The sequence below is a fragment of the Variovorax sp. J22P240 genome (genome assembly GCF_030316855.1).
Lineage (GTDB): Bacteria > Pseudomonadota > Gammaproteobacteria > Burkholderiales > Burkholderiaceae_C > Variovorax.
The window spans coordinates 63,097-76,643 of sequence record NZ_JASZYR010000003.1; the positions used below are offsets into that span (position 1 = coordinate 63,097).

The following is a 13,547-nucleotide window of genomic DNA, read 5'->3' on the forward strand; positions in this document are numbered from 1 at the left end:
GGAACTGTGGGATTCAGGCCGCGGCTGCGCGCTGCAGTCGGTCCCGGACGCCTTCCCATTCGGGCCCGGATGGGGGCGTCTCCACCCAGATCAGCTTGACGCCTTCGGCGTCGAAGGCGCGCAGCACCGCGAAGAGCTGTTGCGCGGTGGCTGCCGCATCGTCCGGCATGCGCCGCTGCAGCACGCGCTGCGACCGGCTCTTGAGCGCGGTACGCGACCACACGGCGATGTGCGCTGCATTCGCGCCGAGCACGTCGAGCCCTGTCTGCAGCGCCTTGGCATCCATGAGGCGCACCTTGGCGCTGGGCGCGTAGTGCGCTTCGAGCGTTCCGGAGGCGCGCGGATCGGGCGTGGCGAGGTCTTCCTTGTCGCGCAGCGCTTCGCCGCACGCCGACTCGATCTGCCCGCGCGTGATGGCGCCGGGGCGCAGCAGCACGGGTGCGCCCCGGCTGCAATCCACGATGGTCGACTCGATGCCGACCTCGCACGGACCGCCGTCGATCACCAGGAGTTCGTCGCCGAATTCCTCCTGCACGTGCAGCGCCGTTGTCGGGCTCACGCGCCCGAAGCGGTTGGCGCTCGGCCCTGCGACGCCGTACACGCCCTGCCGGGCGCAAGCCGCGAGCAGCGCCTGCGCCACGGGATGCGAAGGGCAGCGCAGGCCGATGGTGTCCTGCCCGCCCGCGGCGGCCGCGCCGACGCCGGGCTGGCGCGCCACGATCAAGGTGAGGGGTCCGGGCCAGAAGGCGCGCACCAGCTTTTGCGCGAACTCGGGAAGTGGCTGGGCGAATCGGGCCAAGGCCTCGGTGCCGGTCGCGCCGGCCGGCACATGCACGATCAGCGGATGGTCGCTCGGCCGGCCCTTGGCCGCAAAGATCCTCGCGACGGCGGCGTCGCTGCCCGCATCCGCGCCCAGGCCGTAGACGGTTTCGGTCGGAAAGGCGACCAGCCCACCATCGCCCAGGATCCGGGCGGCCTCGTCGATGGCTTCGGGCGTACGACCGTCGCGGATCATTCCGCTCACTCCGACAAGGGGATGGGCAGGCCCAACAACGCCGCGGCAAAGTCCGCCGTGCTGCGAACCGCTTCGATACCGTCCCCGGTGATATTCAGGTGCCCCATCTTGCGGCCGCGACGCGCCTCGGTCTTGCCGTACAAGTGCAAGTGCGTGCCGGGCAGGGCGAGCACGTCGGCCCAGCGCGGCTCTTCCTGCACGTCGCTGTCGATGAACCACAGGTCGCCGAGCAGGTTGAGCATGATCGCGACGCTGTGCTGGCGCGGCGGATTCAGCGGCAGGCCCGCGAGCGTGCGCACCTGCAACTCGAACTGCGAGACGTCCGAGGCGTCCATCGACCAGTGGCCGCTGTTGTGCGGACGCGGCGCCATCTCGTTGACGACCAGCGAGCCATCGGACAACACGAAGAATTCGACGCACAGCACGCCGACGTAGCGGAGGCCTTCTGCGATTGAACGGGCCGCCGCCACGGCACGGCGCGCGGTCGATTCGGGCATGTTCTGCGGATGGACTTCGGTCACGGCGAGGATGCCGTCACGATGCAGATTGCGCTGCACCGGGAAATGCACCATGTGCCCGTCCACGCCCCGCGCGACGATCACCGAGCACTCGAAATCGAGCGGGAGCAGTTTCTCGAGCACGCACGGGACGCCACCGGCATCGGCCCAGGCCGCGGCCAGCTCGGCCTGCGTCGCCACGCGGCGCTGGCCCTTGCCGTCATAGCCAAGCCGGGCGGTCTTGAGGATCCCGGGTAGCAGGTTCGGCTGAACGGCCGCCAGGTGGTCGGCAGTCTCGATGACGGCGTAGGGAGCGCAATCGACGCCGCAGCGAATGAAATGGCCCTTCTCGCGGATGCGGTCCTGCGCGATCGCCACCGCATCGGCGCCGGGGGCCACCGGCCGCGCGATGGCGAGATGTTCGAGCGAAGGGGCCGGAACGTTCTCGAACTCGGTCGTGATGGCGTCGGCCAGCCCCGCGAGCCGCGCCAGGCCGTCCACGTCGGTGTAGTCGGTGTGGATGTGGTAATGGCTCACTCGCCCCGCAGGGCTGTCGGCATCGGGGTCGAGCACTGCGGTGAAATAACCCATGCGCTGGGCCGAGTGCACGAACATGCGGCCCAGCTGGCCGCCGCCGATCACGCCCAGCGTGGCGCCCGGCGGAATGGTGCTCACAGTGCGCCCCCACCCTGCGGCGAAAACGGTGATACCTCCGCGGACTCGACCGGCGGTAGTGTCATGGACTGGGCGGCCTGGGTCTGCTTTTCGCGGAAGGCGTCGAGCTGCGCGCGCAGCGTCGGGTTGCCCACCGCCAGCATCGCGACCGCGAACAGGGCCGCATTGGCCGCGCCCGCGTTGCCGATGGCGAAGGTGGCGACCGGCACGCCCTTGGGCATCTGCACGATGCTGTAGAGCGAATCCACCCCCTGGAGATGCCGGCTCGCGACCGGCACGCCGAGCACCGGCACCGTGGTCTTGGCCGCCAGCATGCCGGGCAGATGGGCGGCCCCGCCGGCGCCTGCAATGATCGCCGCCAGCCCGCGCGGCGCGGCGCTTTCGGCGTAGGCGAACAATTCGTCGGGCATCCGATGAGCTGATACGACCCGGGCTTCGTGGGCGATGCCGAATTGCTGGAGAATCTCGACGGCGTTGCGCATCGTCTCCCAATCGGAGTTCGAGCCCATCACCACACCGACCTGAATTGCTTGCTTCATGGTTCGAATTTTACGTTTCACCCCCCACATCCAGCGATGATCGACATCACCCTCGAAAATTTCCAGACCGAGCTCATCGACGGCTCGATGACCACACCGGTGCTGCTCGACATCTGGGCCGAGTGGTGCGGCCCGTGTAAGCAGCTCGGCCCGGTGCTCGAAAAGCTCGAAGTCGAATACGCCGGCCGCTTCACGCTCGCCAAGCTCGACGCCGACAAGGTGCCCCAGATTTCGCAGCAGCTGAGCCAGATGTTCGGCGTGCGCAGCATCCCGTTTTGCGTGATGTTCAAGGAAGGGCAGCCGGTCGACGGCTTCGTCGGCGCGATTCCCGCCGACCAGATCCGCACCTTCCTCGACAAGCACGTGCCAGGCGCCGACGAGACCGAGGCACTGGAACAGGAAGAGTCCGCGCAGGCAGCGCTGGCCGAGGGCGACACCGTGGGCGCGCTCGAAAAGCTCCAGCATGCGGTCGCCACCGACCCGGCCAACGACGATGCGCGCTTCGACTACATCAAACTGCTGCTGCAGGAAGGCCGCATCGACGATGCCAAGGTGGCCTTCGCTCCGGTGATCGCCAAGACCACGATCGTGCGCCGCTTCGACTCACTGCAGCGCTGGATGGACGCGATCGATTTCGCGATGCCGGCGACGGGCGCCGCACCCGCGCTGGCCGATCTGGAGTCACGGATCGCGGCCAACAAGCGCGACTTCGATGCCCGCTTCGACCGCGCCCGCCTGCTCATGAGCGCCCAGCACTGGACGGACGCAATGGACGAACTGCTCGACATCCTGATGCGCGACAAGAGCTGGAACGAGGACCTTGCGCGCAAGACCTACATCGCCATCCTCGACATCATCGAGCCGCCGAAGGTCAAGGTGGCCGATGGCCAGATCCCGCCCGACGATCCGACGGTGGCCAGCTACAGGCGCCGTTTGAGCAGCGTGGTCCTGAGCTAGGGCGACCTCGAATACGATGCCGGGGTGAACAATCTGTTGCAGAAGGAAGACAGACCATGCGTTTTCGCCCCGCTGCCTTTTTCGCCGTAGTCCTGCTTGCCGCCGGAGTGGTGGCCGGATGCGGTAGCGGCATCAGCCTCGACGAAGCAATCGAAGGCCCGGTCTGGCGCCTCGAACAGCTTGGCGGGGAAACGGTCACGCCCAGCGGCGATCCCCAGCGCGATGCGCAGCTCCAGTTCGACCGGCGCAACAACCGCCTGAGCGGCTCGGGCGGTTGCAATCGCGTGACGGGGACTTTCGAGCGCAGCGGCAGCGCGCTCAAGATGAGCCAGTTGGCCTCGACGCGCATGGCGTGCGTCGATCCGGCACGCAGCGCCAGCGAAACGCAGTTCTTCGCAGCCTTGCAGGCCACGGCGAGCTATCGGATGCAGGGGCCTTCGCGTCTGTCGCTGCTCGATGCGAGCGGGCGGACGGTGGCGACGCTGAGCAGCGCCTCGACACGCTGAAGGCGCCGCCCTACCAGCGGCTCGGCAGCGGCCCCTTGACCTTCATCCGCCCCTGGCTCACTTCGATGTAGCCACCGACGGCCAAGTCTTTCAACAATCGACTGACCATCTCGCGCGAACACCCGATCTCGCTCGCGATGGCCTGATGCGTCAAGCGCTCCTCGATGCAGCGCGTTCCGTCGGGCTGCAGCTTGGCGCGCTCCTCGAGCAGCAGCTTCAGGCGGCCATAGACGTCCAACAAAGCCATGCTGCGTGCGCTTTCCGTCGCCAGACGCGCGCGGCGGATCAGCCGCACGATCAGCGCCAGCGTGAACTCCCGATCCGCCCCGATGTGCTGCAGCACGGTTTCGCGCGTGACCACGGCGCAAACCGTCGGTTCGACCGCCTGCACGCTCGCGGATCGCGGGCCGCCGTCCAGCGACATCTCCCCGACGTACTCGCCGGGTCCGTGCAAGGCCAGCGTGACTTCGCGGCCTCGCGCATCGGCAAGAAAAGCCCGCAGCCGGCCGGACAGCACGATGTAGACGGAGCCGCCGGTGTCGCCCTCCTCGATCAGCATGGCGTGCGTCCGGTAGCGCCGCTGAACGCCGTGCTCCGCCAGCTTCTGCAACGGTGGCGGCAGCACGACTTCCGGGAGGTCGCCAATGGATGCGTGAGGAGCCATCCACTGAATATAAGCGCGCGCCCAGACCGCACGCGCTTGGGGTAAGTCGCTACTCGACCATCCGCAAGGCGGACACGATCTGCGGCATGCGCGACACGCGGTGGACGACCTCGCGGATGCTGCTACTGCCCGTCTTCTGGCGCACGTTCTTGATGTGAGTACGCACTGTGGACATTCGAATGCCTTCCAGGCAGGCGATCTCTTCGGCCCCGTGGCCGGCGCACAGCCGGGCCAGCACGTTCTGCTCGGCCCGTGTCAGGTGCCGGGCGCGCGCGAACATCTGCATCGTGAGCATCTCGCAGCCAGGGCGGCGGCTGCACATGACGAGCACGGTGTCGATGGTCGAGGCGCCATGCACGGCAGCGAGCGGGATGAAGGCCAGCGACAGCGTGTCGCCGTCATGCTCGAGTTCGACGATGCCGCGGCAGTCGCGCTCCGCGTCCTTGAGCGCCTGGCGAACCTGTGACTGGGCTGCGGGGTTGCTGGCGCAGAGCATGCCGTCCCCGTTGCGCAGCATGTGGCCTGTCGCCAACTCGCGGCGGGCTGGGTAGTTGGCGTGCAGGATGCGGCCGGTCAGGTCGATCAGCAGCAGTCCATGGTCGATTTCGTCGAGGACTCGGGCCAGCATGCCGGCCTGCAACGCGTCGGGTGGGCTCGCCGTGACGGGACTCCAATCCGAAACGTAACGGATCTGAAGGTCGGCTGTCGTTTCCATGGCGCTCTCCTCATTTGTAGGGATGCGCTCAGTTTGAAAGACGGCCGCCTTTGCGTGCGGTGACTATTGCCGGCGACTTTGTGATTTATTCACATCACCCCCCCGAGTGGGCTTGACTCAACCCGTCAGCCGTTGCAGCGCTTCGCGGTACTTGGCAGCCGTCTTCTCGATCACTTCAGCCGGCAGGCGCGGCGCGGGCGGGGTCTTGTCCCAGGGCTTGCCGTTGATCTTCGTGGCTTCGAGCCAGTCGCGCACGAACTGCTTGTCGTAACTCGGCGGGTTGGTGCCGGCGGCGAGGGCGGCCTCGTAGCCCTCGACGGGCCAGTAGCGCGAGCTGTCGGGGGTGAGCACCTCGTCCATCAGCACCAGCGTGCCGGCTTCGTCCAGGCCGAACTCGAACTTGGTGTCGGCGATGATCATCCCCTTGCCGAGCGCGATCTCGGCGGCCGCCTCGTAGATCGCAATGCTGGTCTCGCGGATCTGCTGCGCAAGCTTGGGGCCGACGATTTCCACCACCTTGTCATAGCTGATGTTCTCGTCGTGCGCGCCCGCCTCCGCCTTGGCGGCGGGGGTGAAGATCGGCAGCGGCAGCTTGCTCGCGTTGGTGAGGCCCTCCGGCAGGGGCACGCCGCAGACGGCGCGGTTTTCCTGGTATTCCTTCCAGCCGCTGCCTGCGAGATAGCCGCGCACGACTGCTTCCACGGGAATGGGCTTGAGTCGCTTGACAAGCATCGAGCGGTCCCTGACCTGCGGCACCTCCTCCGGCTTCACCACGCTTTCCGGCGCATCGCCGGTCAGGTGATTGGGGCACAGGTGGCCAAGCCGGTCGAACCACCACAGCGCCATCTGCGTGAGGATCACGCCCTTGCCCGGAATGGGCTCACCCATGATCACGTCGAAAGCGGAAAGGCGGTCGCTCGCGACCATCAGGATGCGGTCGTCGCCGACGGCATAGTTGTCGCGCACCTTGCCGCGCGCGAGCAGCGGAAGGCTCTGGATGGAGGAGGTGTGGACGGTGGTCATTGGGATGGCTGTGGAGCGGTGCGGTGGACGTCGGAGATTGTGCGCGCGGCGCCACTCAGAAAAAAGCCACCGCGAAGGTGGCTTCTGCGTCGGATCGTCGGATCTAAGGGGTCAGACGACTTCTTGGATCAGTTCGCCCTTGGCGTACTTGGCGGCGACCACTTGCAGGTTGTCGCCCTTGATCTTCGGGCCCTGGCCTTCGCAGCCGAACTCGATGTAACGCTGCTTGCAGATCAGCCTGGCGGCTTCGCGCGCCGGCTTGAGCCATTCGCGGGCGTCGAACTTCTCGGGGTTCTCGGCCAGGAACTTGCGCACCGCGCCGGTCATTGCCAGGCGAATGTCGGTGTCGATGTTGATCTTGCGCACGCCGTGCTTGATGGCTTCCTGGATTTCCTCGACCGGCACGCCGTAGGTTTCCTTCATGTTGCCGCCGTACTGGCGAATGATCGCCAGCAGTTCCTGCGGCACGCTCGACGAGCCGTGCATCACCAGGTGGGTGTTGGGAATGCGGCGGTGGATTTCCTTGATGCGGTCGATCGCCAGGATGTCGCCGGTGGGCTTGCGGGTGAACTTGTAGGCGCCATGGCTGGTGCCGATGGCGATGGCCAGCGCGTCGATCTGGGTGCGCTTGACGAAGTCGGCGGCCTGCTCGGGGTCGGTCAGGAGTTGCTCGCGCGTCATCGTGGCATCGGTGCCGTGACCGTCTTCCTTGTCGCCCTTCATGGTCTCCAGCGAACCGAGGCAGCCCAACTCGCCTTCGACAGTCACACCGTACTTGTGCGCCATGTCGGCGACCTTCTTGGTCACGTCGACGTTGTAGTCGTAGCTGGCGATGGTCTTGCCGTCGGCCTCGAGCGAGCCGTCCATCATCACGGAGCTGAAGCCGAGGTCGATGGCGCCCTTGCACACGTCCGGACTCTGGCCGTGGTCCTGGTGCATCACCAGCGGGATCGTCGGATAAGCCTCGATCGCCGCCTGGATCAGGTGCTTGATAAAGGCTTCGCCCGCGTACTTGCGGGCCCCGGCGCTGGCTTGCAGGATGACCGGCGCGCCGACTTCCTTGGCGGCCTCCATCACGGCTTGCACCTGTTCGAGGTTGTTGACGTTGAACGCCGGAATGCCGTAGCCATTGGCGGCGGCGTGGTCGAGCAGTTCGCGCATCGAGACGAGAGCCATGGAAATACCTCGCGGAAATCTGGGGATGAATCGGGAAAAACTCCAACGATTCTACTAACCACCCCCGCGGACATCACCCCATGGCCTCAGAGACCGCTCCCGATTCGGGAAACACTGCGGAACCGGCTCGGCCGGACCGCCGGTGTTGCCCCCGGTAGGGGGCAGGCGGCCAAACGAAGTGGGCGAGCCTGGGGGCGAGTCAAGTGACTCTGCAGATCTTGAGCATGTTCGTGCCGCCCGGCGCGCCCATCGGCTCGCCGCAGGTGATGGCGTAGACATCGCCCTTCTGTACGATCCCGCGCTTCTTCAGGTGGGCCTCCGCCTGCTCCAGCGCCGTGTCGCGATCGCTTTCCGAATCCATCAGCAGCGGGCGGACGTTGCGGTAGAGCGCCATCTTGCGCTGCGTCGAGAGGCGCGAAGTCAGCGCATACATGGGAATGTGCGCCCGGTGGCGGCTCATCCACAGCGGCGTAGAGCCCGATTCCGTCAGCGCGACGATCGCCTTGGCGCCGAGATGATGGGCCGTGAACAGCGCGCCCATCGCGATCGACTGGTCGATGCGGCTGTACTTCTGGCCGGTGAAATCGGCGTCGAGCTGCAAATCCTCGGCGGCTTCGGCGGCTTCGCAGATACGGCTCATTTCCTGCACGGTCTCCAGCGGATAGCGACCCGAGGCGGTCTCGGCCGAGAGCATCACGGCATCCGTGCCGTCGAGCACCGCGTTGGCCACGTCGCTGACCTCGGCGCGAGTGGGCACAGGATTGGTAATCATCGATTCCATCATCTGCGTGGCGGTGATGACGACCTTGTCCATCTCGCGGGCCATGCGGATCATCTTCTTCTGCAGCGCTGGCACGGCGGCATTGCCGACCTCGACGGCCAGATCGCCGCGCGCGACCATGATGCCGTCGCTCGCGCGCAGGATTTCCTCCAGCTTGGGAATCGCCTCGGCGCGCTCGATCTTGGCGATCATCCCGGGCTTGTGGCCGAATTCCGCGGCAGCCACATTGCAGAGCTGACGCGCCATTTCCATGTCGGTCGCGTTCTTCGGGAAGCTCACCGCCACATAGTCGGCCTGGAAGCTCATCGCGGTCTTGATGTCCTCCATGTCCTTGGCCGTCAGCGCCGGAGCCGTGAGGCCGCCGCCCTGCTTGTTGATGCCCTTGTTGTTGGAGAGATCGCCGCCAAGGCGGACGGTGGTGTGCACGGCATCGCCCTTCACGGCATCGACCGTGAGCACGATCAACCCGTCGTTCAGCAGCAGGCTGTCGCCGGGCTTGACGTCACGCGGGAGATCCTTGTAGTCCAGGCCGACTGCATCGATGTCGCCCGGTTCGGTGCGCGACGCGTCGAGCACGAATTTCGCGCCCGCCTCCAGGCGGACCTTGCCCTCGGCGAACTTGCCGACGCGGATCTTCGGACCCTGCAGGTCGGCCATGATCGCCACCTCGCGGCCGCTGCGGCGCGCGGCCTCGCGCACCATCAAGGCCCGATCGATGTGGTCCTGCGCCGTGCCGTGGCTGAAGTTGAGCCGCACCACGCTGACCTTGTGCTGAATCAGCTGCTCCACCAACTCGGGCGTACTCGACGCGGGTCCGAGCGTGGCGACGATCTTGGTGGCATGGCGGGGAAGGCGTGGCGTGCTCATTGAAGTCTCCGGTTTGTATTCCACACTGTATACACTTTGCCCGCCACCCGCCACCCATTTCTTCGGCGCCCCCTTCCAGAAACACCGCGGATCCGGCTCCGCCGGTCCGCCGGTGTTGCCCCCGGCAGGGGGTAGGCGTAGCGACACCAAGTGCGCGCAGCCTGGGGGCGAGCCCTATTCGGCGCGCTTGGCGAGGATTTCGAACGCCGGAAGCGTCTTGCCTTCGAGAACCTCGAGGAAGGCGCCCCCGCCGGTCGAGATATAGCCGATCTTGTCCTCGATGCCGTACTTGGCGATGGCCGCCAGCGTGTCGCCGCCGCCCGCGATCGAGAAAGCCTTGCTATCGGCAATGGCGCGGGCGATGGTCTTCGTGCCGCTGGCGAAGGCATCGAACTCGAACACGCCGACCGGGCCGTTCCACACCACGGTGCCGGCTTCGCGCAATTGCGCGGCCAGGAGGTCGGCGGTCTTCGGGCCGATATCGAGGATGAGGTCGTCGTCGGCCACGTCGCTCGCGTCCTTCACCGTCGCGGGCGCATCGGCTGCGAAAGTCTTGGCCGTGACGACGTCCACCGGTATCGGCACCGCGGCGCCACGCGCGCGCATGACTTCGATGACGGCCTTGGCCTCGTCGAGCAGGTCGGGTTCCGCGAGCGACTTGCCGATCTTGAGGCCCGCGGCCAGCATGAAGGTGTTCGCGATGCCGCCGCCGACGATCAACTGGTCGACCTTGTCGGCCAGGCTTTTGAGGATGGTGAGCTTGGTGCTGACCTTGGATCCCGCGACGATCGCGACCAGCGGCCGCTGCGGGTGGGCCAGTGCCTTGGTGATGGCGTCGATCTCAGCCGCCAGCAGCGGGCCGGCACAGGCAATCTTCGCGAACTGTGCGATGCCGTAGGTGGTGGCCTCGGCGCGGTGCGCGGTGCCGAAGGCGTCGTTCACGTAGATGTCCGTCAGAGCGGCGAGCTTGCGCGCAAGCGTCTCGTCGTTCTTCTTCTCACCCTTGTTGAGGCGGCAGTTCTCGAGCAGCACGACCTGCCCGGGCGCCACCTGGACGCCATCGACCCAGTCGGCCACCAGCGGCACCTCGCGGCCCAGCAGTTCGCCCAGGCGCGCCGCGACGGGCGCGAGCGAATCCTCGGGCTTGAACTGGCCCTCGGTGGGCCGGCCCAGGTGCGACGTGACCATCACCGCGGCACCCGCATCGAGCGCCAGCTGGATGCACGGCACCGAGGCACGAATGCGCGTGTCCTCGGTGATGCGGCCCGCGTCGTCTTGCGGCACGTTGAGGTCGGCTCGGATGAACACGCGCTGGCCGGAGGCCTTGCCTTGCGCACAGAGGTCGGTGAATCGAAGAACGTTCATGGGGATAAGCGGATTGGATGCGGATGAAAGTGCCTCGACGGGCAGCAACGGACATTGTAGGTATCGCTTGCTTTCAGGCGAGTGTCAGCCGGCGAGTCCCGGCTTCTCCACGAAGCCTTCCAGCAGTTCGACGAAGCTGGCGGCCGCCGGCGACAGCGAGCGCTTCGACGCACCGTACACGCACACCTCGCGGTGAAAGTCGGGCCGATCGAGCCGCACCATCTGCAACCCGTGCGCGCGCACCAGGGACGCAGAGTAGGTCGGGCAAACCGTGAGCCCCAGCCCGGAAGCGACCATGCCCAGCGCCGTGGTCATATAGGACACCTCCTGCGTCGTCGCCCGCAGCATGAATTCGCGCGCATCGGCCTCGAGTTCGGGCAGCACCCGCTGACGAAAGTCCCGCGTCGGCGCAATGAAGGTATAGGGCCCGAGTTCGCTCCAGCGCACCTTGCGGCGTCGCGCGAAGGGATGGTCGGGCGGACAGATCAGCCAATGGCGGTCGCGAAACAACGTGCGGCGCTCGATCGCGGCATCGACTGCCACGTCCTGCCCGACGGCCAGCTCCACCTCGCCCGACAGCACGCCGGCCAGCAGGTGCTCGGGCAGCGTGTCGGCCAGACGCACGTCGATGTCCGGATGGCGCTTGCGGTAGGCCGCGATCACGCGCGGCATCAGCGTGCAGGCCATGAGTTGCGGCGCGGCCAGGCGCAGCACGCCCCTCTTCTTGTCGCGCAGGTCGGTCACATCGGCCACCGCGCCTGCGAGGTCGACGAGCAGCCGCTGCACGGAGGGCTGGAACGCCCGCCCAGCCTCCGACAGCAGCACGCGCCGCGTGTGGCGGTCGAAGAGCTGCACGCCCATCTCTCGCTCCAGCTCACGCACCAGCACGCTCAGCGCCGATTGCGTGAGGTGCAGCGTCGCGGCGGCGGCCGTGAAGCTGCCGGTCTCGGCGACAGCAACGAAGGCGCGCAACTGTCGCAGGGTCAGATTCATGGCCTCAGTTCATCAATCAATGAATTTATTTCGATTGAATCATAAGAAGAACGACGGCCCAATCCCTCCCCAAGCCCCCTGATGGAGACAACCATGATCGCCGAGAACGCGCCTGCCGACTCGCCCCCCGTGCCCGTGCAGGGCCTGCACCACTTCGCCTGGCGCTGCCGCGACAGCGAGGAAACCCGCCGCTTCTACGAGGACCTGCTGGGCCTGCCGCTGACGCACGTGATCAAGAGCGACCACGTGCCGAGCACCGGCGAGCACTGCCCCTACGTGCACATCTTCTTCCAGATGCGCGACGGCTCGCACATCGCGTTCTTCGACCTCGGCGACGACGTCGCCGCGCTGCCCTCGCCCAATACACCGGCGTGGGTCAACCACATCGCGTTGCGCGTCGGTTCGGTCGAGGAGCTGATGGCGGCCAAGATGCGCCTCGAAGCGGCCGGTGTCGAAGTGCTGGGGCCGACGGACCACCACATCATCGAGTCGATCTACTTCTTCGACCCGAACGGCATCCGGCTCGAACTCACCACGCCCACGGCGTCCAAGGCGGAGATGGCCGCCCACGCGCAGCGAGCACGCGCCGAGCTGGACGCCTGGACGGTCCGCAAGGCCGAACTGCGGAAGGCGACGAACCATGGCTGACTTGCAACTCGCGGTCATCGACGTCAAGCCCGGCGCCACGCTGGAGAGCCAGTCGGGCCTGCAGATGCTGCGCCCGCGCATCTACGGCGCGTATCGCGCGCCGAGCGGCCCGAAGAAGGTCGCGGCGATCGTGATGCACCCCACGAGCAACTTCATGGGCCACTACCTGATCGGCCCGCTGGCCGAGCGCGGCATCTGCTGCATGGGCCTGAACTCGCGCTACATGGGCAACGACACGGTGCTGCTGATGGAACGCGCCATCCAGGACCTGGGCGCCGGCGTGCAGTTCCTACGGGCGGCGGGCTACGAGAAGGTGGTGCTGATCGGCAACTCGGGTGGCGCCGCATTGGCAAGCTTCTACCAGTCGCAGGCAGAGAACCTCACGGCGCACCACTTCCCCGACGGCGATCCGACGCACCTGCATCGAGACGACCTGCCGCCGGTGGACGGCATCGCGCTGTGCGCGGCGCACCAGGGTCGTTCGAAGCTGATGCGGGACTGGATCGATCCCTCCGTCACCGACGAGCACGAACCGATGTCCGTGGACCCCCATCTGGATATGTACGACGCGCGCCACGAAGTGCCCTACAGCGCCGACTTCCTCGCACGCTTCAGTGCGGCCCAGAAGGCGCGCCTCGACCGCATCGAGCAATGGGCACTGGAGCGGCTGCGCCAGTTGCGCAGCACGCCGGGCGCGCCACGCGACCAGGCCTTCGTCGTCTACCGCACGCATGCCGATCCGCGCTGCGTGGACCTGTCGATCGACGCTAACGACCGCGCACCCGGCAGCGTCTGGGGCGATGCGCGGCAGGTGAACTACTCGGCCAACGCGATGGGCCGCACGACCTCACTGACGGCCTTCCTCTCGCAATGGTCCTCGCGCTCGCAGGCCGATGGACCATCGAATCTCGCACGCACGACGGTGCCCAAGCTGCTGCTGACCTACACCGGCGACCAGTCGACCTTTCCGAGCACGCGCGACGCGTGGATGGCGGCGGGCGGCGAGCGCATCCGCAACGTCGACATCGTCGGCGGCAACCACTACCTCGCCGGCCAGCCGGAACTGGTGCTGCGCGCGGCCGATGCGGTCGCCGAGTGGGCGCACGCGCTATGAGCACGTTGAAGA

14 protein-coding genes are annotated in these 13,547 nt (G+C 66.9%); 4 read left to right on the top strand and 10 right to left on the bottom strand.

The genetic code is table 11. The features are described 5' to 3' along the window. Positions 1-13: 13 nt before the first annotated feature. The 3 genes from QTI24_RS10230 to purE are packed head-to-tail and all read right to left on the bottom strand — an operon-like array spanning position 14 to position 2,726. Positions 14-1,015, bottom strand: coding sequence for an L-threonylcarbamoyladenylate synthase (locus tag QTI24_RS10230; RefSeq protein WP_286600169.1), 1,002 nt, complete (start codon positions 1,013-1,015; stop codon positions 14-16). Positions 1,016-1,020: 5 nt separating this feature from the next. Continuing rightward, complete coding sequence (locus QTI24_RS10235; RefSeq protein WP_286600171.1) at positions 1,021-2,187, bottom strand: 5-(carboxyamino)imidazole ribonucleotide synthase; 1,167 nt, start codon at positions 2,185-2,187, stop codon at positions 1,021-1,023. After that, entirely contained in the window at positions 2,184-2,726 is a 543-nt protein-coding gene (purE, locus tag QTI24_RS10240) for a 5-(carboxyamino)imidazole ribonucleotide mutase (protein ID WP_286600172.1), read from the bottom strand. The genes QTI24_RS10235 and purE overlap by 4 nt, the downstream gene beginning before the upstream one ends. Before the next feature lie 36 nt (positions 2,727-2,762). On the opposite strand from purE, the gene QTI24_RS10245 reads away from it, so the two are divergent. Then, positions 2,763-3,683 carry a tetratricopeptide repeat protein gene (locus tag QTI24_RS10245; RefSeq protein ID WP_286600173.1) on the top strand — a complete coding sequence of 307 codons (921 nt, stop codon included), beginning with the start codon at positions 2,763-2,765 and terminating at the stop codon, positions 3,681-3,683. A gap of 56 nt (positions 3,684-3,739) precedes the next feature. Further along, positions 3,740-4,189, top strand: a complete 450-nt coding sequence (locus QTI24_RS10250) for an META domain-containing protein (protein WP_286600174.1) — start codon at positions 3,740-3,742, stop codon at positions 4,187-4,189. 10 nt (positions 4,190-4,199) lie between these two features. On the opposite strand, the gene QTI24_RS10255 is transcribed toward QTI24_RS10250, so the two are convergent. The 7 genes from QTI24_RS10255 to QTI24_RS10285 all read right to left on the bottom strand — a co-directional run bounded on the left by QTI24_RS10255 (position 4,200) and on the right by QTI24_RS10285 (position 11,773). Next, positions 4,200-4,853, bottom strand: a complete 654-nt coding sequence (locus tag QTI24_RS10255) for a Crp/Fnr family transcriptional regulator (RefSeq protein ID WP_286600176.1) — start codon at positions 4,851-4,853, stop codon at positions 4,200-4,202. Positions 4,854-4,902: 49 nt separating this feature from the next. After that, entirely contained in the window at positions 4,903-5,568 is a 666-nt protein-coding gene (locus QTI24_RS10260) for a helix-turn-helix transcriptional regulator (RefSeq protein ID WP_286600178.1), read from the bottom strand. 117 nt (positions 5,569-5,685) lie between these two features. Further along, on the bottom strand, positions 5,686-6,591 hold the full coding sequence (locus QTI24_RS10265) for a phosphoribosylaminoimidazolesuccinocarboxamide synthase (protein ID WP_286600180.1): 906 nt from the start codon (positions 6,589-6,591) through the stop codon (positions 5,686-5,688). 111 nt (positions 6,592-6,702) lie between these two features. Beyond that, on the bottom strand, positions 6,703-7,767 hold the full coding sequence (gene fba, locus QTI24_RS10270; RefSeq protein ID WP_286600182.1) for a class II fructose-bisphosphate aldolase: 1,065 nt from the start codon (positions 7,765-7,767) through the stop codon (positions 6,703-6,705). Positions 7,768-7,966: 199 nt separating this feature from the next. Beyond that, the gene (gene pyk, locus QTI24_RS10275) at positions 7,967-9,415 is read right to left on the bottom strand and encodes a pyruvate kinase (protein ID WP_286600183.1); all 1,449 of its coding nucleotides are present in this window, start codon (positions 9,413-9,415) and stop codon (positions 7,967-7,969) included. Between the two features lie 174 nt (positions 9,416-9,589). Then, positions 9,590-10,780, bottom strand: coding sequence for a phosphoglycerate kinase (locus QTI24_RS10280; protein ID WP_286600184.1), 1,191 nt, complete (start codon positions 10,778-10,780; stop codon positions 9,590-9,592). A gap of 84 nt (positions 10,781-10,864) precedes the next feature. Further along, positions 10,865-11,773: a LysR family transcriptional regulator gene (locus QTI24_RS10285; protein ID WP_286600185.1), complete on the bottom strand. Its 909-nt coding sequence runs from the start codon at positions 11,771-11,773 to the stop codon at positions 10,865-10,867. A 93-nt stretch (positions 11,774-11,866) separates the two neighbouring features. Between QTI24_RS10285 and QTI24_RS10290 the strand changes: the two genes are divergently transcribed. Both QTI24_RS10290 and QTI24_RS10295 read left to right on the top strand, forming a co-directional pair. Continuing rightward, the gene (locus QTI24_RS10290; RefSeq protein ID WP_286600186.1) at positions 11,867-12,421 is read left to right on the top strand and encodes a VOC family protein; all 555 of its coding nucleotides are present in this window, start codon (positions 11,867-11,869) and stop codon (positions 12,419-12,421) included. Next, a complete protein-coding gene (locus tag QTI24_RS10295) occupies positions 12,414-13,535 on the top strand; it encodes an alpha/beta hydrolase family protein (protein ID WP_286600188.1) in 1,122 nt (373 codons plus the stop codon). Before QTI24_RS10290 ends, QTI24_RS10295 begins: the two co-directional genes overlap by 8 nt. Positions 13,536-13,547: the final 12 nt, after the last annotated feature.

What these genes read in the sequence shown, in the direction of transcription:
- QTI24_RS10245 (WP_286600173.1), top strand. Translation starts at nt 2,763, where the DNA reads ATGATCGACATCACCCTCGAAAATTTCCAGACCGAGCTCATCGACGGC.
- QTI24_RS10250 (WP_286600174.1), top strand. Translation starts at nt 3,740, where the DNA reads ATGCGTTTTCGCCCCGCTGCCTTTTTCGCCGTAGTCCTGCTTGCCGCC.
- fba (WP_286600182.1), bottom strand. Translation starts at nt 7,767, where the DNA reads ATGGCTCTCGTCTCGATGCGCGAACTGCTCGACCACGCCGCCGCCAAT.
- QTI24_RS10295 (WP_286600188.1), top strand. Translation starts at nt 12,414, where the DNA reads ATGGCTGACTTGCAACTCGCGGTCATCGACGTCAAGCCCGGCGCCACG.
- QTI24_RS10260 (WP_286600178.1), bottom strand. Translation starts at nt 5,568, where the DNA reads ATGGAAACGACAGCCGACCTTCAGATCCGTTACGTTTCGGATTGGAGT.
- QTI24_RS10255 (WP_286600176.1), bottom strand. Translation starts at nt 4,853, where the DNA reads ATGGCTCCTCACGCATCCATTGGCGACCTCCCGGAAGTCGTGCTGCCG.
- QTI24_RS10280 (WP_286600184.1), bottom strand. Translation starts at nt 10,780, where the DNA reads ATGAACGTTCTTCGATTCACCGACCTCTGTGCGCAAGGCAAGGCCTCC.
- QTI24_RS10285 (WP_286600185.1), bottom strand. Translation starts at nt 11,773, where the DNA reads ATGAATCTGACCCTGCGACAGTTGCGCGCCTTCGTTGCTGTCGCCGAG.
- QTI24_RS10230 (WP_286600169.1), bottom strand. Translation starts at nt 1,015, where the DNA reads ATGATCCGCGACGGTCGTACGCCCGAAGCCATCGACGAGGCCGCCCGG.
- purE (WP_286600172.1), bottom strand. Translation starts at nt 2,726, where the DNA reads ATGAAGCAAGCAATTCAGGTCGGTGTGGTGATGGGCTCGAACTCCGAT.
- pyk (WP_286600183.1), bottom strand. Translation starts at nt 9,415, where the DNA reads ATGAGCACGCCACGCCTTCCCCGCCATGCCACCAAGATCGTCGCCACG.
- QTI24_RS10290 (WP_286600186.1), top strand. Translation starts at nt 11,867, where the DNA reads ATGATCGCCGAGAACGCGCCTGCCGACTCGCCCCCCGTGCCCGTGCAG.
- QTI24_RS10265 (WP_286600180.1), bottom strand. Translation starts at nt 6,591, where the DNA reads ATGACCACCGTCCACACCTCCTCCATCCAGAGCCTTCCGCTGCTCGCG.